The sequence below is a fragment of the Sphingosinicella xenopeptidilytica genome (assembly GCF_042676985.1).
GTDB lineage: Bacteria > Pseudomonadota > Alphaproteobacteria > Sphingomonadales > Sphingomonadaceae > Sphingosinicella > Sphingosinicella xenopeptidilytica.
This window is the reverse complement of record NZ_JBHTIK010000015.1, coordinates 335,210-360,177: the sequence shown is the minus strand read 5'-3', so window position 1 is coordinate 360,177 and position 24,968 is coordinate 335,210. Positions and strand designations below refer to the sequence as shown.

The 24,968-nt window shown below is 65.4% G+C and carries 17 protein-coding genes; 11 read left to right on the top strand and 6 right to left on the bottom strand.

Annotated features, from left to right (window positions below):
- Positions 1–13 precede the first annotated feature (13 nt).
- On the top strand, positions 14–2,194 hold the full coding sequence (locus tag ACFQ00_RS18435; protein WP_381494392.1) for a putative bifunctional diguanylate cyclase/phosphodiesterase: 2,181 nt from the start codon (positions 14–16) through the stop codon (positions 2,192–2,194).
- Here ACFQ00_RS18435 and ACFQ00_RS18430 read toward each other — a convergent pair.
- Together ACFQ00_RS18430 and purF are read right to left on the bottom strand one after the other, a co-directional pair.
- Complete coding sequence (locus ACFQ00_RS18430; RefSeq protein WP_381494389.1) at positions 2,184–2,855, bottom strand: SDR family NAD(P)-dependent oxidoreductase; 672 nt, start codon at positions 2,853–2,855, stop codon at positions 2,184–2,186. The two genes, ACFQ00_RS18435 and ACFQ00_RS18430, sit on opposite strands and share 11 nt — an antisense overlap.
- A gap of 1 nt (position 2,856) precedes the next feature.
- Positions 2,857–4,320, bottom strand: a complete 1,464-nt coding sequence (gene purF / locus ACFQ00_RS18425; RefSeq protein WP_374593205.1) for an amidophosphoribosyltransferase — start codon at positions 4,318–4,320, stop codon at positions 2,857–2,859.
- Positions 4,321–4,462: 142 nt separating this feature from the next.
- Between purF and hisI the strand changes: the two genes are divergently transcribed.
- The 6 genes from hisI (at position 4,463) to ACFQ00_RS18395 (ending at position 11,755) form a co-directional block, all read left to right on the top strand.
- The gene (gene hisI, locus ACFQ00_RS18420; protein ID WP_374593203.1) at positions 4,463–4,774 is read left to right on the top strand and encodes a phosphoribosyl-AMP cyclohydrolase; all 312 of its coding nucleotides are present in this window, start codon (positions 4,463–4,465) and stop codon (positions 4,772–4,774) included.
- A 32-nt stretch (positions 4,775–4,806) separates the two neighbouring features.
- Positions 4,807–5,229 carry a MerR family transcriptional regulator gene (locus tag ACFQ00_RS18415; protein ID WP_374593201.1) on the top strand — a complete coding sequence of 141 codons (423 nt, stop codon included), beginning with the start codon at positions 4,807–4,809 and terminating at the stop codon, positions 5,227–5,229.
- A gap of 1 nt (position 5,230) precedes the next feature.
- Entirely contained in the window at positions 5,231–7,033 is a 1,803-nt protein-coding gene (locus tag ACFQ00_RS18410) for an acyl-CoA dehydrogenase C-terminal domain-containing protein (protein WP_381494383.1), read from the top strand.
- A gap of 19 nt (positions 7,034–7,052) precedes the next feature.
- The gene (locus ACFQ00_RS18405) at positions 7,053–8,264 is read left to right on the top strand and encodes an acetyl-CoA C-acetyltransferase (protein ID WP_381494380.1); all 1,212 of its coding nucleotides are present in this window, start codon (positions 7,053–7,055) and stop codon (positions 8,262–8,264) included.
- A gap of 23 nt (positions 8,265–8,287) precedes the next feature.
- Positions 8,288–10,462, top strand: coding sequence for a 3-hydroxyacyl-CoA dehydrogenase NAD-binding domain-containing protein (locus ACFQ00_RS18400; protein WP_381495275.1), 2,175 nt, complete (start codon positions 8,288–8,290; stop codon positions 10,460–10,462).
- Between the two features lie 264 nt (positions 10,463–10,726).
- Positions 10,727–11,755 (top strand): D-alanyl-D-alanine carboxypeptidase family protein, encoded by a 1,029-nt coding sequence (locus ACFQ00_RS18395; RefSeq protein ID WP_381494377.1) that lies wholly within the window; start codon positions 10,727–10,729, stop codon positions 11,753–11,755.
- Here ACFQ00_RS18395 and cysK read toward each other — a convergent pair.
- Both cysK and ACFQ00_RS18385 read right to left on the bottom strand, forming a co-directional pair.
- Complete coding sequence (gene cysK / locus ACFQ00_RS18390; protein WP_381494374.1) at positions 11,722–12,636, bottom strand: cysteine synthase A; 915 nt, start codon at positions 12,634–12,636, stop codon at positions 11,722–11,724. The two genes, ACFQ00_RS18395 and cysK, sit on opposite strands and share 34 nt — an antisense overlap.
- The gene (locus tag ACFQ00_RS18385; RefSeq protein WP_381494372.1) at positions 12,633–13,910 is read right to left on the bottom strand and encodes an MFS transporter; all 1,278 of its coding nucleotides are present in this window, start codon (positions 13,908–13,910) and stop codon (positions 12,633–12,635) included. The genes cysK and ACFQ00_RS18385 overlap by 4 nt, the downstream gene beginning before the upstream one ends.
- Before the next feature lie 118 nt (positions 13,911–14,028).
- On the opposite strand from ACFQ00_RS18385, the gene ACFQ00_RS18380 reads away from it, so the two are divergent.
- The 3 genes from ACFQ00_RS18380 (at position 14,029) to recA (ending at position 17,956) form a co-directional block, all read left to right on the top strand.
- Positions 14,029–14,235 (top strand): hypothetical protein, encoded by a 207-nt coding sequence (locus tag ACFQ00_RS18380; protein ID WP_381494369.1) that lies wholly within the window; start codon positions 14,029–14,031, stop codon positions 14,233–14,235.
- A gap of 90 nt (positions 14,236–14,325) precedes the next feature.
- Positions 14,326–16,794 (top strand): ATP-binding protein, encoded by a 2,469-nt coding sequence (locus ACFQ00_RS18375; RefSeq protein ID WP_449325424.1) that lies wholly within the window; start codon positions 14,326–14,328, stop codon positions 16,792–16,794.
- A 133-nt stretch (positions 16,795–16,927) separates the two neighbouring features.
- Positions 16,928–17,956, top strand: a complete 1,029-nt coding sequence (gene recA / locus ACFQ00_RS18370; RefSeq protein WP_381494366.1) for a recombinase RecA — start codon at positions 16,928–16,930, stop codon at positions 17,954–17,956.
- A 283-nt stretch (positions 17,957–18,239) separates the two neighbouring features.
- Here the strand turns inward: recA and ACFQ00_RS18365 are convergent, their stop codons facing one another.
- Positions 18,240–20,267 (bottom strand): elongation factor G, encoded by a 2,028-nt coding sequence (locus ACFQ00_RS18365; RefSeq protein ID WP_381494363.1) that lies wholly within the window; start codon positions 20,265–20,267, stop codon positions 18,240–18,242.
- A gap of 184 nt (positions 20,268–20,451) precedes the next feature.
- Between ACFQ00_RS18365 and alaS the strand changes: the two genes are divergently transcribed.
- Positions 20,452–23,097 (top strand): alanine--tRNA ligase, encoded by a 2,646-nt coding sequence (alaS, locus tag ACFQ00_RS18360; protein ID WP_381494360.1) that lies wholly within the window; start codon positions 20,452–20,454, stop codon positions 23,095–23,097.
- Positions 23,098–23,125: 28 nt separating this feature from the next.
- Here the strand turns inward: alaS and ACFQ00_RS18355 are convergent, their stop codons facing one another.
- Entirely contained in the window at positions 23,126–24,916 is a 1,791-nt protein-coding gene (locus ACFQ00_RS18355; protein WP_381494358.1) for a cation:proton antiporter domain-containing protein, read from the bottom strand.
- Positions 24,917–24,968: the final 52 nt, after the last annotated feature.

The following is a 24,968-nucleotide window of genomic DNA, read 5'->3' as shown; positions in this document are numbered from 1 at the left end:
GTGTCCATCTGCCATGGCGGATGAAGAAGAGCGGCTCGCGGCGCTCGTAGCGTATGATCTCGAAGGAAAAGGCGGTTTGCCCAGCCTCGATCCTGTTGTCGAGATCGCGACGCGGCTGTTCGATATGCCCATCGCCGCTGTGAATCTGATCGGCAGCGACCATGTATTCTTCGCGGCAAGCCATGGCATTGGCGATACGGACATGCGGCGCGAGGTTTCGTTCTGCGCGCACGTCATCACGCAGGACGAAGTGCTTGTCGTGCCCGATACGCTGCAGGACCCGCGCTTTTTCGACAATCCGTTGGCCACCGGCGAAGACCCTGTACGGTTTTACGCGGGCGTACCCATCCGCGCGCCTTCCGGCCATGCGCTGGGTGCGCTGTGCGTGATTGATACGAAGCCGCACCGCGTGTTCACGCCCGGCGATCGAATGCGGCTGAAGGAGCTGGCGCGCGTCGCCACCGAGCGGCTGGAGCTGAGGCGGCTGGAAGTGGCGGAAAGCGGTGGACGTACGCCGTTTGAAAACAGCGCGGCGACATCGCCCAACGCCATCATCTGCTTCGATCGCGATCTCGACATCACGGCTTGGAACGCCGCAGCCGAGGTGATGCTCGGCTACCGCGCGGACGAGGCGGTCGGCCATTCGCTCGACATGCTGATCCCCGAAGAGGAGCGGGCGCCGATCCGCGAAACGGCGCGCGGCGTGCTCGCGGGCGTGGTGGCGGCGAGCGGCGCGGACTGCCGGGAATATACCGGCATCCGCAAGGACGGCTCACGCTTCCCGGTGGAATTCGCCTGGTCGAGTTGGACCGAAGGCGGCAATCGTCACTTTGGCGCCATCGTGCGCGACGTGACCGAACGCCGCGCGCAGGAGGAGGCGCTGAACCGCCTCGCCAACTTCGACACGTTGACCGGCCTTGCCAATCGCAACCTCATCTACCGCCGCGCGGACGAGGCGATCCGCGCGGGCAAGGCGGCGGCGATGGCGATCATCGACCTCGACGGTTTCAACGACGTCAACAACACGCTCGGCCATGAAGCGGGCGATGCGCTTTTGCGAGAGGTGGCGATCCGGCTTGCCGACCGGGCAGGGCCGCAGGACGTGGTTGCGCGCATCGGCGGCGACGAGTTCGCGATGCTGCTCGTTGGCGTCGAGGACCGGGAGGCAGTGCAGGAGGTCGTGGAAGGCGCGATCGCCGATCTCGGCGTGGCGATCCGTGTCGCCGGGCAGGATGTCCGCATCGGGTGCAGCGCCGGTATCGCGATGAGCCCGCTTCACGCCGGTGACGTGCGCGCGCTTGCCGCGAGCGCGGACCTCGCGCTGTTTCAGGCCAAAAGCGAGGGCGGTGGTCGCGCTTTCGTGTTCATCCCGTCGCTGCGTATGGCGGCTGCCGCCCGGCGCGATAGCGACGCCGCGCTGCACCGGGCCGTGGAACGCGATGAATTCGTGTTGCACTACCAGCCGCAATTCCGGCTTTCCGATGGCGCGCTCACCGGCGCGGAGGCGCTGCTCCGCTGGCAGCACCCGGAGCTTGGCCTGCTTCCGCCCGCCGCGTTCCTGTCCGCGCTCGAAGCGGGGTCGCTTGGGGCCGCAGTCGGCACGCGCCTGCTCGATGCGGCTTGCTGTCAGGCGGCGCTATGGCGGAGCCAGGGCGCGGTAGACTTCCGCATCGCGGTGAACCTGTTCGCGGCGCAGTTCCGCGATGGCGACCTTGTCGACATCGTGCGCGCGACGCTCGCGCGGCATCTGCTGCCGCCCGAGGCGCTGGAGCTGGAGATCACCGAAAACATAGTCCTCGACCGCGAGGACAAGACGCTGCCGCCGCTGCGCGTGCTCCGCGAGATGGGCGTGCGGCTTGCGTTCGACGACTACGGCACCGGCTATGCATCGCTGAGCCTGCTCAAGACCTACCCGCTGACGCATATCAAGATCGACAAGAGCTTCGTGCAGGGCATGGTCGATTCCGGCAGCGACCGCGCCATCGTCGCTGCGATCATGGACCTCGCGCGCGGCTTCGCGCTCAATGTGATCGCCGAAGGGGTCGAGACGGAAACGCAGTGCGAACTGCTGCGCGTTGCCGGTTGCAACGAGATTCAGGGCTTCCTGATGGGGCGGCCGATCCCCGCCGATGCCTTTGGCGAGACCTTCATCAGTCGATACGCCGGAAACGCTGCCGGCAGCTTCAGGCCCTGAGCAGGGCTGCGATTTCCGCTGCCGCGGTTTCCGGGGTCTTCAGCGTGGCCGGATCTTCGCCAGGATAGGCCTTCGCGCGCATCGCCGTGGCCGTGCCGCCGGGGTTGTAGATGTGCGTCCTGACCTTGCTGATCGTGGCAACCTCGAGCCCGTAGGTTTCGACAAGATTCCCAAGCGCGGCCTTCGTGGCGGCATAGGCGCCCCAATAGGCGCGCGGCGTTTCCGCGACACTGGAGGTCACTGCCACCACATGGGCATCGTTGCTCGCGCGTAGCAGCGGATCGAAGGCGCGGATCAGGCGGTAGTTCGCCGTGACGTTCGTCTTGAAGAGCTTCTCGAAGTCCTTCGGCTCCATGTGGCTGACGGGCATGAGATCGCCAAGCATTCCGGCGTTCAGCACCAACGCGTCGAGCTTCGCCCAGCGCCCGCCGATAGCCTGCGCGAGCCGGTCGATGGCATCGCCATCGGTGACGTCGAACGGCGCGATGGTGGCGGTGCCGCCGGCATCATGGATCGCGGTTTCGGTCGCTTCCAGCCCGCCTTCGGTGCGTGCGGTCAGCAGCACATGATAACCGTCGGCAGCAAGCGCCTTCGCTGTCGCTGCGCCGATGCCGCGGCTGGCGCCCGTGACGAGCGCGACGGGTTTTTCGATGTCGCTCATATCAGCCTGCGCGCTCTGCCAGCAGGACGAGCTGATCGTCGGCGGCGGATTCCTCGTAATCGGTGAGGCGCGTCGGGTACTCGCCGGTGAAGCAGGCGTCGCAATACTGCGGGGTTTCCTCGACGCGCATGTCCTCCCCGAGCGCCTTGTAGAGGCCGTCGATCGAGAGGAAGGCGAGGCTGTCGACCTTGATGTAGTCGCGCATCCGCTGGACATCCATCTGCGCGGCGAGGAGCTTCGCGCGCTCCGGCGTGTCGACGCCGTAGAAGCAGCTGTGTCGCGTGGGTGGGGAGGCAATGCGCATGTGCACCTCTGCCGCGCCCGCCTCACGCATCATCTGCACGATCTTCACCGAAGTGGTACCGCGCACGATCGAATCGTCGATAAGGACGACGCGCTTGCCCTGAATAACCGGGCGGTTGGCGTTGTGCTTCAGCTTGACACCCAGGTTGCGGATGGCGTCGCCCGGCTGAATGAAGGTGCGGCCCACGTAATGCGAACGGATGATGCCGAGCTCAAACGGGAGCCCCGATTGCTGGGCGTAGCCGATGGCGGCGGGGTTGCCGCTGTCCGGCACCGGGATCACCACGTCGGCGTCGACCGGGCTCTCCATGGCGAGCTGGGCGCCGATGTTCTTGCGGACCTGATAGACCGAAAGGCCGTCCAGCAGCGAATCGGGGCGCGAGAAATAGACGTGCTCGAAAATGCAGGGGCGCGGGCGCTGCGCCTGGAAGGGGCGCAGCGAGCGCAGGCCCTTTTCGTTGATGACGACCATCTCGCCAGGCTCGATCTGGCGCAGGTACGTGGCGCCGACGACGTCGAGCGCAACGGTTTCGGAGGCGAGGATGTAGGCGTCGTCGCGGCGGCCGAGGACGAGCGGGCGGATACCGAGCGGATCGCGGCAGGCGATGAGGCCCTCGTTCGTCAGCATCACGAGGCTGTAGGCGCCTTCCACCTGTTTCAGCGCGTCGATAACGCGGTCGAGCAGGGGGCGGTAGGTCGAGGTGGCGACGAGGTGGATGATGACCTCGGTGTCGCTCGTCGACTGGAAGATGGAGCCGCGGCGGTTGAGCTCTCGGCGGACGTGCGTTGCGTTCGAGATGTTGCCGTTGTGCGCGACGGCGAAGCCGCCGGACGAAAGCTCGGCGAACAGCGGCTGTACGTTCCTGAGCGCAGAGGCGCCGGTGGTGGAGTAGCGGACGTGGCCGATGGCGGCCTCGCCAGGAAGCTCGCGGATCACCTCGTCGCGGTCGAAATTGCCGGCGACGTGGCCCATGGCGCGGTGGCTGTGGAACGTCTTGCCGTCGTAGCTCGTGATGCCGGCGGCCTCCTGGCCCCGGTGCTGCAGCGCGTGCAGGCCGAGCGCGGCGAGCGCGGCGGAACCCTCGGCGCCCCAGACACCGAAAATACCGCATTCCTCCTTCAGCTTGTCGTCGTCGAAGGGGTGCGAAATCATATCAAACATTGGGCGCTCCGTGGCGGGCGGGCGATTCGTCGGCTCATATAGGATGCCTTGCCCGGTTTGTCGCGGGGTTGTCACAAACGCATGGCTGCTGAACCCTGAAAGCATGGTTCCTCCGGGACCGGGAAGCCGCTAGATGCAGGGCATGACCGATCTGAAATTCGACGAAAAGGGGCTGGTGACAGCCATCGTGACCGACAGCGGCACCGGCGAGCTGCTCATGGTCGCGCACATGAACGCCGAAGCGTATGCGAAGACGCTGGAGACGCGCGAGGCGCACTTCTGGTCCCGCTCGCGGCAGGAGCTTTGGCACAAGGGTGCGACCAGCGGAAACACGATGCTGGTGAAGGAAGTGCTCGTCGACTGTGACAAGGACGCCGTGTGGCTGAAGGTGGAGCCCGCTGGGCCCGCTTGCCATACCGGCGCACGCAGCTGTTTCTTTACGCGCGTAGGTTGACGTTTACGTAAACGTCAACTAAAGAGGCGCTCATGCCACAGCGCCCGATGGAAGCCGTTCGCGAGGACGAAACCTTCACCATCACCGATCTCGCCGCCGAGTTCGGCGTGACGCCGCGCGCGATTCGATTCTACGAGGGCGAGGGGCTGATCGAGCCTGCCCGCCAGGGGCAGAACCGCGTCTACTCGCGGCGCGACCGCGCCCGGCTGGCGTGGATCCTGCGTGGCAAGAATGTCGGCTTCAGCCTCGCCGAGATCAAGGAAATCCTCGACCTCTACCATGCGGGGGACGGGCGCGTCCGCCAGCGCGAGCGCACACTGGAGCTTTGCCGCCGCCAGATCGGTGTTTTGACCAATCAGCGTAACGATATCGATGCTACGCTCGCTGAACTTCAGGAGTTTGTAGCCGTTGTTGAGGGCCTGTTGCCCTCGAATGCCAAATCCGGGGAGTCCTGATATGCCCACCTACCGCGCGCCCGTTCGCGACACCAAATTCATCCTCGACGAGGTGATCGGCCTCGATCGCTATTCAAACCTGCCGACCTTCTCCGAAGCGACGCCCGAGATGATCTCCGCCATTCTGGAAGAGGGCGCGAAGTTCGTGGAAGGCGTCGTGCAGCCGATCAACTTCTCCGGTGACCGCGAAGGCTGCAAGCGCCGCGACGACGGATCGGTGACGACGCCGAAGGGCTACAAGGAAGCCTATCAGGCATTCTGCGAGGGCGGCTGGGGCACGCTCCACATGAGCCCGGAATTCGGCGGGCAGGGGCTGCCCTACACCGTGAGCGTGGCGTTCGAGGAGTATCTGAGCTCGGCGGGCATGGCCTTCGCCATGTATCCGGGGCTGACGGCGGGCGCGATCGCTTCCATCGAGGTGAAGGGCTCCGAAGAGCAGAAGCAGAAGTATCTGCCGAACATGGTCTCCGGCAAATGGACCGGCACCATGAACCTCACCGAGCCGCACTGCGGCACCGACCTCGGCCTCATCCGCACGAAGGCGGTGGATGCTGGCGATGGCAGCTACCGGATCAGCGGCACGAAGATCTTCATCTCGGCGGGCGAGCACGACCTTTCGGAGAACATCATCCACCTCGTGCTCGCGAAGCGCGAGGGCGCGCCGGACAACGTGAAGGGCATTTCGCTGTTCATCGTGCCGAAGTTCCTGGTGAACGAGGACGGCAGCCTCGGCGTGCGAAACGGCGTTTCGTGCGGCGCGATCGAACACAAGATGGGCATTCACGGCAACGCGACCTGCGTGCTCAACTACGACGAAGCCACCGGCTATCTCGTCGGCGAGCCCGAGCGCGGGCTCGAGGCCATGTTCATCATGATGAACGTCGCGCGCCTCGGCGTGGGCCTTCAAGGCCTTGCGCAGGGCGAGGTCGCCTATCAGAACGCCGTAATCTATGCGACCGAACGGCGGCAGGGACGGGCGCTCACCGGCGCGGCGGACCCGGCCGAGAAGGCCGACACGATCATCGTCCATCCGGACGTGCGGCGGATGCTGATGGACGGCAAGGCCTTCACGGAAGGCGCCCGCGCGCTGATGCTGTGGGGGGCGCTGCAGGTCGACCTTTCGAAGAAGGCGCAGACCGAGGACGAGCGTACCAACGCCGACGAGCTCATCAGTCTCCTTACCCCCGTAATCAAGGGGTACATGACCGACAAGGGCTTCGAGACGGCGGTGGGCGCACAGCAGGTTTACGGTGGCCACGGCTATGTCGGCGAATGGGGCGTCGAGCAGTTCGTTCGCGATGCGCGCATCGCGCAGATCTATGAAGGCACCAACGGCGTGCAGGCCATGGACCTCGTGGGGCGCAAGCTCGGGCGTCATGGCGGCAAGGGGCTGATGCTGCTGGCGTCGGCAATCGGCGAGGAAATCGCCGCCGCGAAGGCCGACGAGACGTTGAAACCGATGGCCGAAGCGCTCGAAAAGGCCGGGAACGAGCTTCAGACCGCAACCATGTGGCTGATGCAGAACGGCATGGCCAACCCGAACAACGCGGGCGCTGGGGCGACGCCGTTCCTGCATCTCATGGGCATCGTCGTTACCGGCTGGATGTGGCTGAAGATGGCGCGCGCGTCGCGGGCTGCGCTGGCGGCAGGTGCGTCCGACTCTTCATTCTACGAGGCGAAGCTGGCGACCGCCCGATACTATACTGCCCGCTACCTGCCGGATGCGGGCGCGCTGCGCCGCAAGATCGAAACCGGCGCAGAGACACTGATGGCACTTCCGGCGGACGCATTCGCGCGCGCCTGACATTCAAGGAGCAAACCCAATGGCTGAAGCCTATATCTACGATGCCGTCAGGACACCGCGCGGACGCGGCAAGGCGAACGGCAGCCTGCACGAAATCACGCCGATCCAGCTTGCAACGCAGGTGCTGCAGGCGGTGCGCGACCGCAACCCGATCGACACCGCCGACGTCGACGACGTCGTCCTCGGCTGCGTGGCGCCGATCGGCGAGCAGGGATCGGACATTGCGCGCGTTGCCGTGCTGAATGCCGACTATGCGCAGACGACGGCGGGCGTGCAGATCAATCGCTTCTGCGCCTCAGGCCTTGAAGCGACGAACATGGCTGCTGCCAAGGTGATGGCGGGCGAAGCCGAGTTCGCCATCGGCGGCGGCGTCGAATCCATGTCGCGCATCCCGATGGGCGCGGATGGCGGTGCATGGGCGATGGATCCGGCCGTGGCGCACAAGCTCTACTTCGCGCCGCAGGGCATCGGTGCCGACCTCATCGCCACCAAGTACGGCTTCTCGCGCGACGACGTGGACGCCTATGCGGTGGAAAGCCAGAAGCGTGCGGCGCGCTCGTGGGCGGAAGGCCGCTTCGCGAAGTCGATCGTGGCGGTAAAGGACGTGATCGGCGAGGTCGTGCTCGACCGCGACGAACACATGCGCCCCGAAGCCGATATGCAGTCGCTGGGCAGCCTCAAGGCGAGCTTCACCGACATGGGCGAGACGATGCCGGGTTTCGACGCGATCGCGCTGCTCAAATATCCCGAGGTCGAGCGCATCAACCACGTGCACCACGCGGGCAACAGCTCGGGCATCGTGGACGGCGCGGCTGCCGTGCTCGTCGGCAGCAAGGCAATGGGCGAGAAATATGGGCTGAAGCCGCGTGCGCGCATCCGCGCCATGGGCTCGGTCGGGTCCGAGCCGACGATCATGCTCACCGGCCCCGAGTTCGTCGCGCAGAAGGTGCTGAAGCGCGCGGGAATGACGAAGGACGACATCGATCTCTTCGAACTGAACGAGGCCTTCGCCAGCGTGGTGCTGCGTTACATGCAGGCGCTGAGCATTCCGCATGACAAGATCAACGTGAACGGCGGCGCCATCGCGATGGGCCACCCGCTCGGCGCCACGGGCGCCATGATCCTCGGCACCGTGCTCGACGAGCTTGAACGCACGGGCAAGGGCACCGCGCTCATCAACCTGTGCGTCGGCGCGGGCATGGGCACCGGCACGATCATCGAGCGTATCTGAGCGAGCGGAGAGGACGAATGACCATGGAAACCATCAAGTACGACCTCGACGCCGACGGTATCGCGCTGTTCACGATCGACGTGCCCGGTCAGTCGATGAACGTCATCACCGCTGAGCTGACGCGCGACTTCGATACGATGATATCGAAGATCGAGAAGGACGAAGCCATCAAGGGCGCCGTCATCACCAGCGGCAAGGCCAGCGGCTTCATGGCCGGCGCCGATCTCAAGGGCATTGGCGGCGCCATCTCCAGTGGAGACGGTGCGAGCGGCGCGTCGAAAATGGCGAAGCTGTTCGACGGCGTGTTCACGCTGAACCGCCTGTTCCGCCGACTGGAGACGAGCGGCAAGCCGGTCGCAGCGGCGATCAACGGCATCGCGCTCGGCGGCGGTCTCGAGCTTTGCCTCGCCTGCCACTATCGCGTCGTTGCGGACAACCCGAAGTTGCAGCTTGGCCTGCCGGAAGTGCTCGTCGGCCTGTTCCCCGGTGCGGGCGGCACGCAGCGTTTGCCACGCCTGATGGGAATTCAGGCGGCTTCGATGTATCTGCTGCAAGGCAAGTCGATGTCTCCGCAGGAAGCGCTCGGCTTCGGTGTCGCGAACGAACTCGCGCCCGCCGACGAGGTCGTTGCCAAGGCGAAGGCGTGGGTGAAGGCGAACCCAACCAAGGGTGTGCAGCCGTGGGACCAGAAGGGTTTCAAGTTCCCGGGCGGTGTCGGCCAGTTCAACCCTGCCTTCATTCAGACGTTCGTCGGCGGCAACGCGATGGTACTCAAGATGACGAACGGCAACATGAATGCGCCGCGCGCGATCATGTCGGCGGTTTATGAAGGGTCGCAGGTGCCGATGGACCTCGCGATTCGCATCGAAAGCAAATACTTCGCCAAGGTCGCCGCCGATCCGCAGGCGATGAACATGGTGCGCAGCCTGTTCGTGAACAAGCAGGCGGCAGAGAAAGGCGCGCGGCGTCCGAAGGGCGTGGCGAAGATGCCGACGAAGAAGCTCGGTATGCTCGGCGCGGGCATGATGGGTGCGGGCGTCGCGCTCGTTTCCGCGCGCGCGGGCATCGAGGTGGTGCTGCTCGATCGTACCATCGAGGCGGCGGAGAAGGGCAAGGCCTATACCGCCGACAAGCTGAAGCGTCTGCCGAAGGAGAAGCTGGACGAGGTTCTCGCCCGCATCCACCCGACGACGGATTTCGCCGACCTCAAGGGCTGCGACTTCATCATCGAGGCCGTGTTCGAGGACCGCGCCATCAAGGCGGAAACGACGCAGAAGACGGAAGCCGTTGTCGGCGCCGACACGATCTTCGGTTCCAACACATCGACGCTGCCGATCACGGGTCTCGCGAAGGCGTGGACGAAGCCGGAGAACTTCATCGGCGTGCACTTCTTCTCGCCGGTCGACAAGATGCCGCTCGTCGAGATCATCGTCGGTGAAAAGACCGGACCGGAAGCCATTGCAAAGGCGCTGGATTACGTAGCGCAGATCAAGAAGACGCCGATCGTCGTCAACGACAGCCGCGGCTTCTACACCTCGCGCTGCTTTGGCACCTACACCGCCGAAGGTTCGGTGATGGTGGGCGAGGGCGTGAACCCGGCTCTCGTCGAGAATATCGGCAGGCAGATGGGGATGCCGGTGGGGCCGCTCGCGGTGTTCGACGAGGTTTCGATCGAGCTTGGCCACAAGGTCATGCTGCAGACGAAGAAAGACCTCGGGGACGCCTACAAGGCCACCGCGGCCGATGGTGTCATCGAGAAGATGGTCGCGCTCGGCCGTCTCGGCCGCAAGGCGGGCAAGGGCTACTACGACTATCCGGAAGACGGCAAGAAGGCGCTTTGGGCTGACCTTGGCAAGACCTTCGGCCAGAAGGTGGATGCGGAGCAGCCCGCGCCTGAAGAGGTCAAGACGCGGCTTGTCTACCGCCAGCTCGTGGAAACTGCGCGCTGCTTCGCGGAAGGCGTGCTGGAAACGCCGGAAGATGGCGATCTCGGCGCGATCTTCGGCTGGGGTTTCATGCCGCACACCGGCGGGCCGTTCAGCATGATGGACACGATCGGCCTCGATGAGGTCGTCCGCACACTCGATCGCCTCACGCAACAATACGGCGAACGCTTCGCGCCGCCGCAACTGCTGCGCGACATGGCGGCGAAAGGCGAGACCTTCTATGGCAATGCGAAGCTGAAGCAGGCCGCCTGAAACAAGGCCTTCAGGGATGCGACGGGCCGCCGGAAACGGCGGCCCTTTTCGTATTCAGTGCTTTTTAAGTTTGCATCCGCATGTTTGACGTCAAAGGCGTTTCGGGGATTCGGAACGGCGCAGATTTGACTCAGGTCGTCGCACGTTTCGGCTCCGGTCGTCTAAAGGGCTTTTCAGAATGGCGCATTTGCGTCATTCTGGGACGGTAGTGGAGTTTGAGTAGCCGGCGCGGGGGCGCTGGCGGCGGGTGGGAGACTAGCGATCATGCGTTTGCATTTGATCGTCGCGCTTGTTGTTTCCATTCTTGTGGGTGCGCCGCTCGCGCCCCAGCCAGCCACGGCCGCCAGCCTCGTTGCGGTTCCCAAATATGCGGCGATCCTTGTCGATGCGGATAGCGGCGAGGTGCTTTACGCGCGCAACCCTGATGAAGCGCGCCATCCCGCCTCGATCACCAAGGTGATGACGCTTTACCTGACGTTCGACGCGCTCGAGCGCAAACAGTTGAAGCTGAGCGATCAGGTGTATTTCTCGGCCAACGCCGCGGCACAGCCACCCTCCAAGCTCGGTGTGCCGCGCGGCGGCTGGATCACCGTGGAGCAGGCGATCCGTGCGCTCACCACCAAGTCCGCCAACGACGTCGCCGTTGCGCTTGCCGAACGGCTCGACGGTTCGGAGGTCGTCTTCGCCCGTGCCATGACCGAAAAGGCGAAGGCGCTCGGCATGAACAGCAGCGCGTTCTTCAACGCCTCTGGCCTGCCGAACGCCGCGCACCACACGACCGCGCGCGACCTCGCCACGCTTTCGAAGGCGCTGATCCGCGATTTTCCGCAGTATTATCCGTATTTTTCGGAGCAGCAGTTCAACTTCCAGGGCACGGTGATGCCCAACCACAACAAGCTGCTCGGCAAGTTCGTCGGCCTCGACGGGATCAAGACCGGCTACACCAATGCCTCCGGCTTCACGCTCGCCGCCTCGGCAGTGCGCGACGGGCGGCGGCTGATCGCGGTGGTGCTCGGCGCGCCGACGTCGGCCGCGCGCAACGCCAATATCGAGGCGCTGCTGGCTTCCGGTTTCGATGTGATGAAGAAGCGCCGGCAGGGCGAGCACCTGACGGTCGCCATGTCGATGAACGAAGTGCCGCAGATGCTGGACTTCCAGCAGGCGGTGATGGAGCAGGGTTCGTCCGACGACGTCAGCGTCTGGCGCAGCGCGATCCGCAGCGACCAGACACCGACACCGCCGGTGTCACCCGCGACGGCTCACTCCGGCAAGAAGTCCGGCACCGACAAGTAACGCTCGCCGGTGTCGTAATTGAAGCCGAGCACGCGGTGCTTCGGGTTCTTTTCGAGGTGCTGGCGGATCGCGGCGAGCGTCGCGCCCGATGAAATCCCCACAAGCGTTCCTTCTTCGCGCGCGGAGCGGCGGGCCATCTCCTTGGCGTCGTCCGGCGCGACCTGGATGATGCCGTCGAGCAGCGACGTATCCATCACGCCCGGCACGAAGCCTGCGCCGATGCCCTGGATTGGGTGCGGACCCGGCTGGCCGCCCGAGAGCACGGGCGAGAGCGTCGGCTCCACGGCATAAACCTTGAGGCCGGGCATCTTGGGCTTGAGCACCTTGGCACAGGCGGTGATGTGGCCGCCCGTGCCGACGCCGGTGATGATCGCATCGAGCCCGTCCGGGAAATCGGCGAGGATTTCCTGCGTTGTCGTCTTCACGTGCGCGGTGACGTTCGCCGGGTTTTCAAACTGCTGCGGCATCCAGGCGCCGGGGGTTGAGCCGACAATCTCCACGGCGCGCTCGATGGCGCCCTTCATGCCCTTTTCGCGCGGCGTCAGGTCGAAGGTCGCGCCGTAGGCGAGCATGAGGCGGCGACGCTCCAGCGACATCGATTCCGGCATCACGAGCACGAGGCGATAGCCCTTCACCGCGGCGACCATCGCAAGCCCGATGCCGGTGTTGCCCGAGGTCGGCTCCACGATCGTGCCGCCGGGCTTCAGCCCGCCGGAGGCTTCCGCGTCTTCGATCATCGCGAGCGCGATGCGATCCTTGATCGAGCCGCCCGGATTCGTCCGCTCCGACTTTACCCACACCGAGGCGTCCGGTCCGAACAGGCGGTTCACCCGGATGTGCGGCGTGCCGCCGATCGTTTCCAGTATGCTTGCTGCCTTCATGTCGATCTCTCCTTGAGTGCGCCCGGAACATCAAAACTATCGGCTCGGCGAAGCTCTGGAAAGCGCCAAGCCCAGAGTGCAGTGACAACAATCGTGCCGACACCGCCGATCACCACGGCTTCCACCGGGCCGAACCATGCGGCGGTGAGCCCCGAGCGGGCCTCGCCCAGCTCGTTCGAGGCCGAGATGAACAGCATCGAGACCGATGAGACCCGGCCGCGCATCGCGTCCGGCGTGTAAATCTGGATGAGTGACGAGCGCACGTAAACGCTTACCATGTCCGCCGCGCCAAGCACGCCGAGTGCGCCAAGCGACAGCCAGAGGTCGCGCGACAGGCCGAAGACGACGATGGCAATACCGAAAATGGCAACGCACACGAACATCTTGATGCCGACATGCCGGGCGAGCGGCCGCCGCGAGAGCCAGAGCGCCACGACTGCCGCGCCCACCGCGGGCGCGGCGCGCAGGTGGCCGAGGCCTTCCGGGCCGACCGCGAGGATGTCGCGTGCGTAAACGGGGAGCAGCGCGGTGACGCCGCCGAGCAGCACGGCGAAGAGATCGAGCGAGATGGCGCCCAGCACCACCTTGTTGTCGCGCACATAGCGCAGCCCGTTCATCACCGATTCGAGCGGGTTCGCCGTGGCTTCGGCTTGCGGAAGCGGCACCCGCGAAATGAGGAACATCGCGATGAGGCTGATGGTGAGCATCGCGGCCGAGACGACAAGCGGTGCGGCGGGGTTCGCCGCATAGAGATAGCCACCCATCGCCGGGCCGCCGATCGCGCCGACCTGCCAGCCGATCGAGTTCCATGCGATCGCGGTCGGCAGCATCCGCACCGGTACGAGGTTGGGCGCCAGCGCCGAAAGCGCCGGCGATGCGAACGCGCGCCCGACGCCGAGCAATGCCGCCACCACGAACAGCGCGGGGATGCTGATGCCGCCCGTCAGTTCCAGCGCACCGAGGCCCGCCGCGCACAGCATTTCAAGCGCGAGCGCTCCGCGCACGATGTAGCGCCGGTCCACCCGGTCCGCGATGTAGCCGACGACGAGCGACAGCACGAACAGCGGCAGGAACTGGGCAAGGCCGACCATGCCGAGCAGGAACGCAGCCTCGCGTTCCGGCATCGTCTCACGCGCGATGTCGTAGACCATCCAGCCGATGACGATCACCAGGATCATCTGCGACGTCGTCGAGGCGAGCTTGGTGATCCAGAAATAGCGATAGTCGGGTATCGCGAAGACGGACGTTCTATCTTCGGCGGCGGCGGCGTTCATGGCGATGCGCTTAGACGGCTGCAGGGCTTTGTGCAAAGCAGAGAAACTCATGTCAGCACGGGAAAAACTTCATTCAGGGGTTAACTCGAAATTATCCATGAATCGCCGAGGGTGGCGCATGATCGAGCGTGGCCCTTCTCTTGTGGAAATCATCGGCGTGAAGCTGGCGAGCCTGTTTCGTGCCCGTCCGCGGCGCCGTGCATTGCTGCCCGTGCTCGCACAGCCCGCTCCGCGCGCCTTGCATTCCGTGCCTGTCGCCACGCCCTGTGCCGCCGACGACAGGCTGATTGCGGCTTACCGCGACCTGCTGCGGATGCCTGCCTGAGGTGCCGATCGGGTGGCCGACCCGGCGCAGCATCCGTTCCGCGCGAGCGGGCTTGACCGGGAGCAGCCTTGCGCGGATGACCACCACACGATGATGATAAGCACCGACTCCCGGTTTCCGGCCAGCACAGAGGATCTTCCTGATCCGATCGAGTGGCCGCGCCTGCCCGGTGCGCAGCGCCACATGGCGATGGTGATCGCAGGCGCGGTGCTGCTCGGCCTCGTTTCCACCGTGCTTGTCGGCTGGGCGATGGATTCGTGGGAGATCGCCTCGCTGTACGGCGCGATGATCCTCGCGTCAGCGGTCGTCGCCTATTTCTCGGCGCTCGGCAGGGCACGGCGCGGGGCCGACGGCATCGACTGGACGATGATGCGCACCGCGCTCGATTCGCGCAGCGACGCGCTCGCGATTACCGACGCGGAGGGCAAGCTTGTCTGCGCGAACGCTGCCTATGGCACGCGCTGCGACGGCTATCCTTCGCCCTTCGATCTCGCGGGCGAGGACGAGGCGAGCCGCGGCCGCCTTGCCAACATCGCCGAGCAGGCACGGCGCGACGGCAACGGCTTTGCCGAGATCGAACAGACCGTCGGCGGCGCGCGGCGCAAACTGCGCGTTTCGGTGCGGCCCGCCGACACGGCGCGGAGCTATCTCTTGTGGACGCTCAGGCGCGGCACGGCCGAGAAGGCGATGGACGACACGGTCGCGCTGCTCGAAGGCCCGGCGGGCATCTGGCTTGGCAGCGCCGGGCTGATGATCGTGATGGCTGACCCCTCCGGCGAGATCATCGCGGCGAACGGTGCCTTCAAGAACGCCATCACCGGCACCGCAGGGCGCGTGCCGACCAACCTCGTCGATATTCTGGAAGCGGGGGAGGACGGGGCGCGGCGCATGAAGACCGGCGGCGGCGCGAACATTCCCGTGCGCCTCATCGAACTTCCGCTCGGCAACCAGAAAGAGGCGGGCACAAGCGCCTACGTGTTCCTGATCCTGCGCGAAGGCAGCGCGGCGGCGGAGGCCGTGACGCCTGTGCCCGACAGCCTGCCCGCGCTGCTTTCGGTGCTGCCGATCGGGCTTGCGCTCGCCGATCGCGACGGCCGCTTCACGTTCATGAACGAGAGCTTCGCCGCCATCGCGGGTGTCGAGGAGGGGAGCGAACTGCGCTACCCGAGCGATCTCGTCGTCGATGAGGACAAGACGATGGTGTCGGACGCGGTGCGCCGCGCCGCCGCCTCCATCGAACGCGCGCGCGACCTGCGCGTGCGGCTGAAGCACAAGCCCGAGGAGCCCGTGGCGCTCACGGTCGGCAAGGCACCGGGCGCGGGCGGCCCCGCCGTCGTTCTTTCGCTCAAGGACAATCAGGAGCAGCTGAAACTCGAAAAGCAGATCGCGCAGGCGACCAAGATGCAGGCGGTGGGCCAGCTCGCGGGCGGCGTCGCGCACGACTTCAACAATATCCTCACCGCCGTGATCGGCTACTGCGATCTCATGCTGCTTCGCCACACGCCGGGCGACAGCGATTTCGACGACATCAACCAGATTCGCCAGAACGCGAACCGCGCCGCGAATCTCGTGCGCCAGCTCCTCGCCTTCTCGCGCCAGCAGACGCTGCGCCCGCAGCTCATCCACGTGTCGGACATCGTCGGCGAACTCAGCCACCTCCTGAAACGCCTGCTCGGCGAGACGGTGACGCTCACCGTGAAGCACGGCCGCAGCCTCGCGCCGGTGCGTGCCGACCCGGGCCAGATGGAGCAGGTGATCGTCAATCTCGCGGTGAACGCGCGCGATGCGATGCCCGAAGGCGGCGAGCTCACGATCTCGACGTTCGCGGTTTCGGCCCGCGAGGCGAAGAAGCTCGATCGCGAAGGTATGCCTTCCGGGGAATATGTCGCGATTGCCGTGAAGGATACGGGCACCGGCATTTCGCCCGAGATTCTCGGCAAGATTTTCGAGCCGTTCTTCACCACCAAGGAGGTCGGGCGTGGCACCGGCCTCGGGCTTTCCACGGTGTATGGCATCGTCAAACAGTCGGGCGGCTACATCTTTGCCGACAGCGTCGTCGCCGGCGGCACCACGTTCACGATCTATCTGCCCGCGCAGGAGGCGTTGCCGGAGGCCACGACGGCCACAGCGGGCGAGGACGGCGGCGATCCGTGGGGGCAGGGCAAGATTCTGCTCGTGGAAGACGAGGCGATGGTCCGCGCCGTCGCCGAGCGCGCACTGACGCGCAAGGGCTACGAGGTGCTCACCGCCGGCCACGGCGAGGAGGCGCTGGAGATTCTGGAACGGATGCCCGAAGGCGTTGACCTGCTGATTTCCGATGTGGTGATGCCTACGATGGACGGGCCGACGCTCGTCCAGCACGCGCGCAAGACGTTCCCCGATCTCAAAATCATCTTCATGTCGGGCTATGCCGAGGAACAGCTTCGGAAGTCGATCGACGTTCCCGATGTCGCGTTCCTTGCCAAGCCGTTCTCTGTGCAGGAACTTTCCGACAAGGTGCGGCATGAGATTGCGCGAGGCAAGGTACGCACGACGCCCGAAGCAACTGCTGCCAAGTAAAGAACGAAAATAGAACAAAAGCGCTTGCGTGCGTGGAACAAACCACGTACACGATCCCTCATTGAAACGGCTTCGTCAGCCCACTAGGAGGGACCGGACAATGGCATCAGCGCTTCGGGTGGTAGAATCAGGCATGGACAAGCAAAAGGCTCTCGACGCGGCTCTGGCGCAGATCGACCGGGCATTCGGCAAAGGCTCGGCAATGAAGCTCGGGCAGCGCGACGCGCTTGAGATCGAAGCGATTTCGTCGGGTTCGCTGGGGCTCGATCTCGCGCTCGGCGTCGGGGGTTTCCCGCGCGGCCGCGTCATCGAGATCTACGGTCCGGAAAGCTCGGGCAAGACGACGCTCGCGCTCCATGCCATTGCCGAGGCGCAGAAGGGCGGCGGTACGGCGGCGTTCATCGATGCCGAACATGCGCTCGATCCGGTTTATGCAAAGAAGCTCGGTGTCGACGTCGACAACCTCATCGTCTCACAGCCCGACACGGGTGAGCAGGCGCTGGAGATCACCGACACGCTGGTGCGTTCGAATGCCATCGACATCCTCGTCGTCGACTCGGTCGCCGCGCTTGTGCCGCGGGCGGAAATCGAAGGCGAGATGGGCGACAGCCACGTCGGACTGCAGGCCCGCTTGATGAGCCAGGCGCTCAGGAAGCTCACAGGATCGATCAGCCGCTCGCGCTGCATCGTCATCTTCATCAACCAGGTGCGCATGAAGATCGGCGTCATGTACGGCAACCCGGAGACGACGACGGGCGGCAACGCGCTCAAGTTCTACGCGAGCGTTCGTCTCGATATCCGCCGCACCGGCCAGATCAAGGACCGCGACGAAATCGTCGGCAACGCGACGCGCGTGAAGGTGGTGAAGAACAAGGTGGCGCCGCCGTTCAAGCAGGTCGAGTTCGACATCATGTACGGCGAAGGCGTCTCCAAGGTCGGTGAAATCCTCGATCTTGGCGTCAAGATCGGCATCGTCGAGAAGTCGGGCGCGTGGTTCAGCCACGATTCGACCCGCATCGGGCAAGGTCGCGAGAACGCCAAGCAGTTTCTGCGCGACAATCCCGAGATGCGTGAGAAGATCGAAAAGGCGATCCGCGACAATGCCGCCGGCATTTCCGAAGCCCTGCTCACCGCAGGCCCCGATGTAGAGAGCGACGAATAGGCGGCCCTTCCCAGTGTCCCCGCCGAGGCCGCCTCCCCCGGGGCGGCCTCTTTCGTTTCCGGTACGGAAGCTGCTTGCGGATGAGATTGCCGCGAGGAGCCGTCTGCGATGGGAGGAAAAGGGACCGGAGCACGAAATCTCATGCTCCGGCCAGGGACGATCCGACGGCCGAGGGAGGGTGGGAGGCCGAAACGGACAAAACCGGGGAGGGAAAATCACCGGTGTTTCAATCTTTATTGCGTTTAATTCGCAATATCAAATCTTATCTTCACTCCAAAGCCTGTCAGGCCGCCAGCGCCTGCTTGACCACAGCGTCTGCAAGCGTGCCGTTGAGTTCGGCGAGATGGTCGAACGTCGCCGTGAACGTAGCGAGGCCCTGGCTCATCGCACGGAGTTCCGCGCCGAAGCCGTGAAGCTCAGCCTCAGGCATCAAGGCTTCGATCACATCCCAGCGCGACCAGCCCTCGCGCGGGTTGATGCCCAGCATCTGCCCGCGGTGGCTGGCGATGCTCGACGTGATACGCGAAGTTGCGCTGCCCGGCGCCTCTATGCTCACACGCGCCACGGGTTCGAGCAGGTGCGGCGCGCACGCTGCGAGCGCTTCGCTCATAGCGATGCGCCCCGCCGTCCGAAACGCCAGTTCCGAGCTATCGACCGAGTGGTAGGAGCCGTCGGTCAGCGTCACCGCAATGTCGACGACAGGGAAGCCGAGCGGTCCGCGCTCCATGGCATCGCGGATTCCAGCCTCGACCGCGGGGATCCATTGCTTCGGGATCGCACCGCCGGTGATACGGTCGTTGAACGCGAAGCCTTCGCCGCGTCCGCGCGGCGCGACCTCGATCACCACGTCGCCGAACTGGCCGTGTCCGCCCGACTGCTTCTTGTGCCGCCCGCGCTGCGTCGCGCCGCGCCGGATTGATTCGCGGTAAGGAATGCGCGGCGGCTGCGCGTCCACGGCCACAGAATAACGCCGCTTGAGGCGCGCGAGCACCATGTTCAGGTGCTCGTCGCTGAGCCCGCGCAGCAGCATCTCGTGTGTTGCCGCGTCCTGGTCCCAGGCAAGCCCCACGTCTTCCTCGACGAGTTTGTGGAGCGCGGTGGAAAGCCGCACGTCGTCCTTCCGGTCGCGCGTCGCGATCGCGAGCGCATGGCCGGGCGCCGGCCGCGTGATATCCGCGTTGTGCCCACGGCCCGCTGGAGAGACGACGTCGCCCGCTGCGATCGTGTCGACCTTCGCGATGGCCGCTACGGCACCGGGCGGCACGCTCGCTGTCTTGCCGAGCTTGTCGCCGAGCACGCCGAACAGTGCGCCCGCGCGCACCGGGTTGCCGTCCCGGTCGCGAAGCTCGCCGCCTTCGGCAAGCCCGCCGAACGCGCGTGCATAGACGAGCCGTCCCGCAGCGTTGCCGTGCGCGACCTTGAAGGCAAAAGTGCCGCCGTCCGCACCAAGTCGTGCGGCGGCAGCGGTGGGCGAGGGCGTTTCATGGCGCAGCATCTTCAAAAGCCGCCGCACGCCGTGATCGCCCTGCGCCGATCCGAACAGCAGCGGAACGACGAGGTTTTCGCCCGTCTCGCGTGAAAGGTCGCCGAACACCATCGCCGCGTCGGGGGCTTCGTCCATCAGCAGCTTTTCCAGAAGCGCGTCGTCGTGGTCTGCAAGCTGCTCGAGCATATGAAAGCGCTCCGCCGACTCGCGCTCGGCGAGCGCGGCGGGCATTTCGATGCGCTCCGATGCTTTGCCGGGCCGGTAGTGAAAGGCGCGTTCGAGCGCGAGATCGACGAAGCCGGTGATCGTCTCGCCCTCGCGTATGGGAATCTGCCGCGCGAGGATGGGCTTCGCGCTCATCGGCTGCAGCGCTTCGAGGAGGTCGCGGATGCGCCCGCGTGCGGACTCGATCTTGTTGACGAAAATCGCGTGCGGCACGCCGAGCGCCTCGAGCTGACGAAGCGCGGGCTCGGCGAGCGCGGCGCGCGCCGGATCGGGATCGATCACCACCACCGCGAGGTCCGCGGCTGCTACCGCAAGCAGCGCATCGGTTGCGAAGCCGGGCGCACCGGGCGCATCGAGCAGCGCGAACGCGTCGCCCAGATAATCGAAGCGGGAGAGATTGAGCTCGGTGGAGCCGCGCCGCGCGCGCGCTTCCGGCGAGGCATCGCCGACGCTCGTTCCGGCCTCTACACTACCCTGCCGCGGGATCGCGCCCGCCGTGAACAACATCGCTTCTGCTAGGCTCGTCTTGCCCGCGCCCGCCGGGCCGACGAGCGCCACTACCCTGACAGGTTTGCTGATCTCCGAGTTGAAAGCCACCATGTCACGATCTCCCCATGCTGGTTGATCACCACCCGGTTTCGGCCTCGTGCATTGGGCCGGCAACGCGTGCGGCACAACATCGCCAGCGTCTGCCTGTTGCGTCGCGAGCGCAAGGGGGAATGGTCGCGCACGCCTGTCATTCTGTCGCCTTGAGTAGCGCGCGGTCCTCGACTACATGCTCGCCATGACCTCCACGAACGACATACGCCGCTCATTTCTCGACTTTTTCGGGGACGAGGGGCACATGCGCGTGCCCTCGGCGCCGCTGGTGCCGCAGAACGACCCGACGCTGATGTTCGTGAACGCGGGAATGGTGCCGTTCAAGAACGTGTTCACCGGCCTTGAGACGCGCGCCTACAGCACGGCGGTCTCCAGTCAGAAGTGCGTGCGCGCGGGCGGCAAGCACAACGATCTCGACAATGTCGGCTATACCGCGAGGCACCATACGTTCTTCGAAATGCTGGGGAACTTCTCCTTCGGCGACTATTTCAAGGAACGCGCGATCACGCTCGCGTGGACCCTCATCACCAAGGAATGGGGTATTTCGCCGGACCGGCTGACGGCGACCGTCTACCACACCGACGACGACGCCTATGCGCTATGGAAGAAGATCGCGGGGCTGCCCGACAGCCGCATTATCCGCATCGCTACCAAGGACAATTTCTGGGCGATGGGCGATAACGGCCCTTGCGGGCCTTGTTCGGAGATTTTCTTCGATCACGGCGATCATATCCCCGGCGGCCCTCCGGGCAGCCCGGACGAGGACGGCGACCGCTTCGTCGAGATCTGGAACCTCGTGTTCATGCAGTATGAGCAGGAGGCGGGCGAAATCGTGCGCGACCTGCCGCGCCCGTCGATCGACACCGGCATGGGACTGGAGCGCGTCGCCGCCGTGCTGCAAGGGACGCACGACAATTACGAGATCGACCTGTTCCAGGCACTGATCGGCGAAACCGCCGAGATGACGAAGACCGATGCGAAGGGCCCGATGTCGGCCTCGCACCGCGTCATCGCCGATCACCTGCGCGCCAGCGGCTTCCTGGTGGCGGACGGTGTGCTGCCGTCGAACGAAGGCAGAGGCTATGTGCTGCGCCGTATCATGCGCCGCGCCATGCGCCATGCGCACCTGCTCGGCGCCAAGGATCCGCTGATGTACCGGCTCGTGCCGTCGCTCGTGAGCCAGATGGGCGCCGCCTTCCCCGAACTGACGCGCGCGCAGCCGCTCATCGAGGAGACGCTGAAGCTGGAGGAAACCCGCTTCCGGCAGACGCTGGAGACCGGTCTCAAGCTGCTCGACGAGGCGACGGCGGGCATGGGCGAGGGCGCCGTGCTGCCGGGCGAGACGGCGTTCAAGCTTTACGACACCTATGGCTTCCCGCTCGATCTCACCGAGGATGCGCTGCGCCGTCAGGGATTTTCGGTCGACAAGAGCGGCTTCGACACGGCGATGGCTGCGCAGAAGGCCGCCGCGCGCGCCGCTTGGGCAGGCTCCGGCGCGCAGGCAGACGAGGGCGTGTGGTTCGACATCGCCGAGGAATTCGGCGCGACCGAGTTCACGGGCTACACGTCCGAAACCGCGCAGGGCGAGGTGATCGCTATCGTCAAGGATGGTGCGCGTGTGGAGAGCGCGGGCGCGGGCGACACTGTCGTCATCCTCACCAACCAGACGCCGTTCTACGGCGAATCCGGTGGCCAGACCGGTGACGCGGGAACGATCACGGCGGGCGGCCTCAAGGCCGTTGTCGAAACGACGTCGAAGCCGCTCGGCAAGCTTCACGCGCATCAGGCGCGCATTGCCGAGGGCAACGTGCGCGTCGGCGATGTCGTCCAGCTCGATGTCGATGCCGCACGCCGCGACCGTATCCGCGCCAACCATTCGGCGACGCACCTGCTGCACGCGGCGCTTCGCAATCGGCTCGGCGCGCATGTCACGCAGAAGGGGTCGCTCGTCGCGGAAGATCGCTTCCGTTTCGATTTCAGTCACCCGAAGGCGCTGACGCCCGAAGAAATCGCGCTCGTCGAGGCGGACGTCAACGCGCAGGTGCGCGGCAATGCGGCGGTGAACACGCGCCTGATGAGCCATGCCGACGCGATCGAAGCCGGCGCGATGGCGCTGTTCGGCGAGAAGTACGGCGACGAGGTGCGCGTGCTTTCGATGGGCCGCAATGTGGAAGCGGATTATTCGGTGGAGCTGTGTGGCGGCACGCATGTGCGCGCGCTCGGCGACATCGGCCTCGTCAAGATCATCAGCGAAAGCGCGGTGTCTTCCGGCGTGCGCCGGGTCGAGGCGCTGACCGGCGAGGCTGCGCGGCTTTATCTGCAAGGGCAGGAAGACCGGCTGCGCGAGGCCGCCGCGATGTTGAAAGTGGCGCCCGCCGAGCTTCCGACACGTGTGCAGGCGCTCGTCGAGGAACGCCGCCGGCTCGAGCGTGAGCTCGCCGACGCCAAGAAGGCCCTGGCGCTTGGTGGTGGCGCGGGTGCTGCTCCCGTCGCGGAAGCCGAGGACGTGGCGGGCACGAAGTTCGTGGCGCGCGTCGCCGAAGGGCTCGACCCGAAGGATCTGCGCGGCGCTGTCGATGAGGCGAAGAAGCAGGTCGGCTCGGGCGTTGCCGCGATCGTGGCGGTGAACGAGGGCCGTGCGAGCATCGCCGTCGGCGTCACCGATGATCTGATTGCACGATTCAACGCGGTCTCGCTCGTGCAGGCGGGCGTCGCGGCGCTCGGCGGCAAGGGCGGCGGCGGGCGCCCGGACATGGCGCAGGGCGGTGGCCCTGATGGCGACAAGGCGGCGGATGCCATCGCGGCGGTGAAGGGTGCGCTCGCGGCGTAACGCCGACTTCCGGTTGTGTGTCTACCGGCTACTCAGCCGTTTCCTCGCCCCGGCGCAATCGTGATGCGGCCTTCAGCGGTTCGCGCATAAGGTCCGGTACCATCGCCTTGATCTTGTTGCGTTTGATCTCGCGCATTTCGTGGATCGAGGCGATCACGAGACCCATCGGGCGGCCGATATCGACCAGCACCGCTTCGGCAAGCTGCAAGGAGGACTCAAGCGTTTCCGGCACAGCATCGGTTGCACCGGCCTTGTAGAGCTGAGCCGCGTGCTCCGCGTCCTTGGCGCGTGCAATGATACAGAGATCGGGATGTGCGGCGCGTACGCTGCGGGTTGTAGCCACAAGCTGGACGGGGTCGTCCATCGTGAGCACGATCGATCGGGCCTGCGCGAGACCGAGGTGATCGAGAAGGCCGGGGCGCGCAACGTCGCCGAAAACGATCTCGTGTCCGCGTTCGCGACCGATTTCGACCATGTCGATGTCCGCATCGACAATGACGAAAGGCTGCTCATGGCGGGTCAGCATGTCGGCGACCATCTGTCCGACGCGCCCGTAGCCAGCGATGATCGTGCGCCCGCCGCTCCCTGAAGCTTCACGTGTGATTTCGGGCGGGGGCGCTTCCACGCGCCGCGCGGTATCGCTGCCGATCCGGGCAAGGAGCGGGGTCGCGGTGAGGCCGACAGCGGTAACGATCTGCCAAAATGCAGCCGTATCAGCGTCGATAACACGGGCCTGAAGGGCGGCCGCAAGCACGATCAATGTCGTTTCGGACGGTGAGGCCATGAGCAGGCCGATGTTTGCGGCGAGGCCGCGCGGCGCACCCCAAAGACGGAGCAGGCCGCCCGTCACCAGTGACTTGACCAGAACCACGCCAACGATGGCTATGATGAGCAGCATCCAGTGCTGAACGATGATCTCGAAATCGATGCTCATGCCGATCGTCATCAGGAAGATGCCGAGTGCGAGGTTCTTGAACGGCTCGATCGTGACGTCCACCTGCATCCGGTATTCCGTCTCGGCGATGGCAAGGCCCGCGACGAGCGCACCAACGATGGGAGATAGCCCTGCAGCGCTCGTGGCAAGGCTGGCCGCCATCACGACCACGAGCGCGACCGCGAGGAACAGCTCCGGACTCTTGGTGCGCGCCGCTTGCCGCAGCAGGCGCGGCAACAGGAACTTGCCGAGGACGAGGATGACGGCCACCACAAAGCCGCCGAGTGCCACGGTTTTCAACAGGTTGCCGGGATCATCGCTGCCGGGAAGCGGGCTGATGACGCCAAGCATGAAGATGATCGGTACGATCGCCAGATCTTCGAACAGCAGCATCGAGAACGCGGGTTTGCCGATCGCGCTGCGTGTGCCTGTCATCGGCAGCACAAGCGCGGTCGATGATAGCGCGAGGGCGAAGCCGAGCGTCAGCGCCACGCTCATGCCCATCGGCGTGAACTCGAAAAGCAACAGGCCGATCACCATGCCGGAAATCACGAGCTCGGCAGGACCGAGCAGGAACACCAGCCGCCGCAAATCCCAGAGTCTTCGGAAAGACAGTTCGAGGCCGATGGAGAACAGCAACAGGATGATGCCGAATTCGGCGAAGGGCTCGATGATATCGCGGCTGCTGATCGAAACGTAATTGATCCACGGCGCAATGCCTGCGAACCGCCCGAGGCCGGACGGCCCGAGCAGCAAGCCTACGATGATAAAACCGATGACTGGATTGACCCGCAGCCGGTGGAATGCGGGTATAACGAGCCCGGTCGCGCCGAGGATGACGAGCGCATCACGGAACGCGGGCGAAAAGAGCGGATCTGCGGCCACGGCGGCATCCTAATGGGGCCGCCGCCACGGCGTCAGCAGAAAAGCGCGTAAG

Coding starts and splice junctions, on each gene's coding strand:
- alaS (WP_381494360.1), top strand. CDS start 20,452: ATGACCTCCACGAACGACATACGCCGCTCATTTCTCGACTTTTTCGGG.
- ACFQ00_RS18385 (WP_381494372.1), bottom strand. CDS start 13,910: ATGAACGCCGCCGCCGCCGAAGATAGAACGTCCGTCTTCGCGATACCC.
- ACFQ00_RS18405 (WP_381494380.1), top strand. CDS start 7,053: ATGGCTGAAGCCTATATCTACGATGCCGTCAGGACACCGCGCGGACGC.
- ACFQ00_RS18410 (WP_381494383.1), top strand. CDS start 5,231: ATGCCCACCTACCGCGCGCCCGTTCGCGACACCAAATTCATCCTCGAC.
- ACFQ00_RS18435 (WP_381494392.1), top strand. CDS start 14: ATGGCGGATGAAGAAGAGCGGCTCGCGGCGCTCGTAGCGTATGATCTC.
- ACFQ00_RS18415 (WP_374593201.1), top strand. CDS start 4,807: ATGCCACAGCGCCCGATGGAAGCCGTTCGCGAGGACGAAACCTTCACC.
- purF (WP_374593205.1), bottom strand. CDS start 4,320: ATGTTTGATATGATTTCGCACCCCTTCGACGACGACAAGCTGAAGGAG.
- ACFQ00_RS18365 (WP_381494363.1), bottom strand. CDS start 20,267: ATGGTGGCTTTCAACTCGGAGATCAGCAAACCTGTCAGGGTAGTGGCG.
- recA (WP_381494366.1), top strand. CDS start 16,928: ATGGACAAGCAAAAGGCTCTCGACGCGGCTCTGGCGCAGATCGACCGG.
- ACFQ00_RS18375 (WP_449325424.1), top strand. CDS start 14,326: ATGATGATAAGCACCGACTCCCGGTTTCCGGCCAGCACAGAGGATCTT.
- ACFQ00_RS18430 (WP_381494389.1), bottom strand. CDS start 2,855: ATGAGCGACATCGAAAAACCCGTCGCGCTCGTCACGGGCGCCAGCCGC.
- ACFQ00_RS18395 (WP_381494377.1), top strand. CDS start 10,727: ATGCGTTTGCATTTGATCGTCGCGCTTGTTGTTTCCATTCTTGTGGGT.
- cysK (WP_381494374.1), bottom strand. CDS start 12,636: ATGAAGGCAGCAAGCATACTGGAAACGATCGGCGGCACGCCGCACATC.
- ACFQ00_RS18400 (WP_381495275.1), top strand. CDS start 8,288: ATGGAAACCATCAAGTACGACCTCGACGCCGACGGTATCGCGCTGTTC.
- ACFQ00_RS18380 (WP_381494369.1), top strand. CDS start 14,029: ATGATCGAGCGTGGCCCTTCTCTTGTGGAAATCATCGGCGTGAAGCTG.
- hisI (WP_374593203.1), top strand. CDS start 4,463: ATGACCGATCTGAAATTCGACGAAAAGGGGCTGGTGACAGCCATCGTG.